The organism is Borrelia crocidurae (assembly GCF_000825665.2).
In the GTDB taxonomy this organism is placed as follows: Bacteria; Spirochaetota; Spirochaetia; order Borreliales; family Borreliaceae; genus Borrelia; species Borrelia duttonii.
In genome coordinates, this window is sequence record NZ_LN609267.1 from 261,854 (window position 1) to 264,578 (window position 2,725).

The following is a 2,725-nucleotide window of genomic DNA, read 5'->3' on the forward strand; positions in this document are numbered from 1 at the left end:
ATATTTATCATAATAATAATACTGATCTTATTAAGATATATTCTAAAAAAGAAAAAACCTAAAAAAGTTGACAAACTTTTCGAATAGCAAATATAATATGTATGCGCTGTGGTGGTGGAAGTGGTATACACGCTAGCTTGAGGGGCTAGTGGGCGTAAGCCCATGCTGGTTCAAGTCCAGTCCACAGCATCTATTAGGAGCAAATTAAGGGCTACAAAGTTTTAAAATAACAACATAAATGTGCTACGTCAATATTAGCAGCATGTTGCTATGCACTGAGGAATAAATGTCTAAATATGACTTTAAAAAAATAGAAAAAAAATGGCAAAATTATTGGGATAAACACAAAACATATAAAGTAAACGAAGATCCAAATGTTCCAAAAGAAAAAAGAATCTATATTCTTGACATGTTTCCTTATCCTTCAGCTAATGGACTCCATGTCGGACACCCTGAAGGTTATACGGCCACTGACATATTAACAAGATATAAGCTTTTAAATGGATTTAATGTACTTCATCCAATGGGGTTTGATAGTTTTGGATTACCTGCAGAAAATTATGCAATACAAACAGGAAAACATCCTAAAAAAATAACAGAAAAAAATATTGAAAAATTTAAAGAACAAATTAAAGCATTAGGATTTGCATATGATTGGGACAGAGAAATTAAAACTCATGATGTAAATTATTATAAATGGACACAATGGATCTTCCTTCAATTATATAAAAAAGGATTGGCTTACACAAAAGAAATACCTGTCTGGTACTGTCCTGATCTTGGAACAGTGCTTGCAAATGAAGAAGTAATTCAAACACCCGATGGACCTAGATCAGAACGGGGGTTTCATAAAGTAGAAAGAAAACCTTTAAGACAATGGCTACTCAAAATCACAAAATATGCAGAAAGACTCATTAGAGATCTTGAAGAAGTAGATTGGCCTGACTCTGTCAAAGAAATGCAAAAAAATTGGATTGGAAAATCAACAGGAGTTGAAATTGAATTCTTAGTAAAGGAAAGTAAAGAAAAAATAAAGGTATTTACAACAAGACCAGATACAATTTTTGGAGTAACATATTTAGTACTTGCACCAGAACATCCTATGGTAGATAAAATCACTAAAGATGAACTTAAACCTATAATATCAAAATATAAAGACAAAGAAATCCTTAAAAGCGATCTTGAGAGGACTTCTCTTGAAAAAGATAAAACAGGAATGTTTACAGGAGCATATGCTATTAATCCAATAACTAAAGAGGAAATACCAATTTGGATAGGAAGTTATATACTTGGCACTTATGGAACTGGAGCTGTAATGAGTGTTCCTGCACACGATGAACGAGATTTTGAATTTGCAAAAAAATATAATTTGCCTATCAAACAAGTGGTCTCTCAAACTGGAAATAATGAAGTATTAATAAAACCATTTACCGAAAATGGTATTTCAATTAACACACCTACAGAATTTAACAATCTCAAAACTATAGAAGTAAAAACAAAAGTAATAAAATGGCTTATAGAAAATAAAATGGGCCAAGAAAAAGTCAATTATAAACTTAGAGACTGGATTTTCTCAAGACAGAGATACTGGGGAGAACCTATTCCTATTTTATTTGATGACAAGCTAAACGAAATACCATTAAACGATGATGAACTACCCTTAACACTTCCAGATATAGAAAATTATAAACCATCTGGCACAGGAGAATCGCCTCTCTCAAAAATTAAAGACTGGGTAAATGTTAAACGTAACGGAAAAATATATAAAAGAGAAACAAACACAATGCCCCAATGGGCAGGCTCATGTTGGTACTATATACGCTACCTTGATCCTCATAACGACAAAGAATTTGCAAATAAAGAAAAAATCAATTATTGGATGCCAGTTGATCTTTATATTGGAGGCGCTGAACATTCAGTGCTACACTTATTATACGCAAGATTTTGGCATAAAGTTCTTTATGATTTAGGATATGTTAATACAAAAGAACCCTTTAGAAAACTTATAAATCAAGGAATGATAACATCATTTGCATATCAAGACGAAAATGGCATTTTAATTCCCAATGATGAAGTGGAAAAAAAAGACAACAAATTTTTTTCAAAAAAAAATAATAAAGAACTAAAACAAATAATAGCAAAAATGTCCAAATCACTTAAAAACATAATAAATCCGGATGACATCATTAAAGAATACGGTGCAGATTCAATGAGAATATATGAAATGTTTATGGGACCTTTAACCGACTCAAAACCATGGAATACACAAGGACTCATTGGAATTTTTAGATTTTTAAACAAAATATGGCTCATCAAGAACAAAGAACTTACTAACGAAACACCTCCAAAAGAAATAATATCGGAACTGCATAAAACAATAAAAAAAGTTACAGAAGATATAGAAACTTTAAATTTTAATACCGCAATTTCAACATTAATGATATTCATAAACGAACTTCTAAAACATGAAAAAAATTACTTAAAAATATTTAGACCTATAAGCATTATCTTATCACCATTTGCACCACATTTAGGAGAAGAATTATGGGAATTCATGGGCGAACAATCCAGTATATTTAAAAATGCAAAATGGCCAAAATATGATTTAAATTCAATTATTGATGATACAAGAGAAGTTGTACTACAGGTTAATGGTAAAACAAAAGACAAAATTATGATAAAAAAAGACACTGATGAGGAAACTCTTAAAAAGATTGCTTTTAAT

Annotated in this window: 1 tRNA gene and 2 pseudogenes (1 of these 3 only partly in view); all 3 read left to right on the plus strand. The window is 30.8% G+C overall.

The features are described 5' to 3' along the window. Positions 1-87 (plus strand): annotated as a pseudogene (locus tag BN1173_RS04510) (DedA family protein); the annotation flags it as partial. Between the two features lie 18 nt (positions 88-105). Next, positions 106-189: transfer RNA gene (locus tag BN1173_RS01280), tRNA-Leu, on the plus strand. A 97-nt stretch (positions 190-286) separates the two neighbouring features. After that, positions 287-2,725: pseudogene (leuS, locus tag BN1173_RS01285) on the plus strand (leucine--tRNA ligase) (it continues 95 nt past the right edge of the window).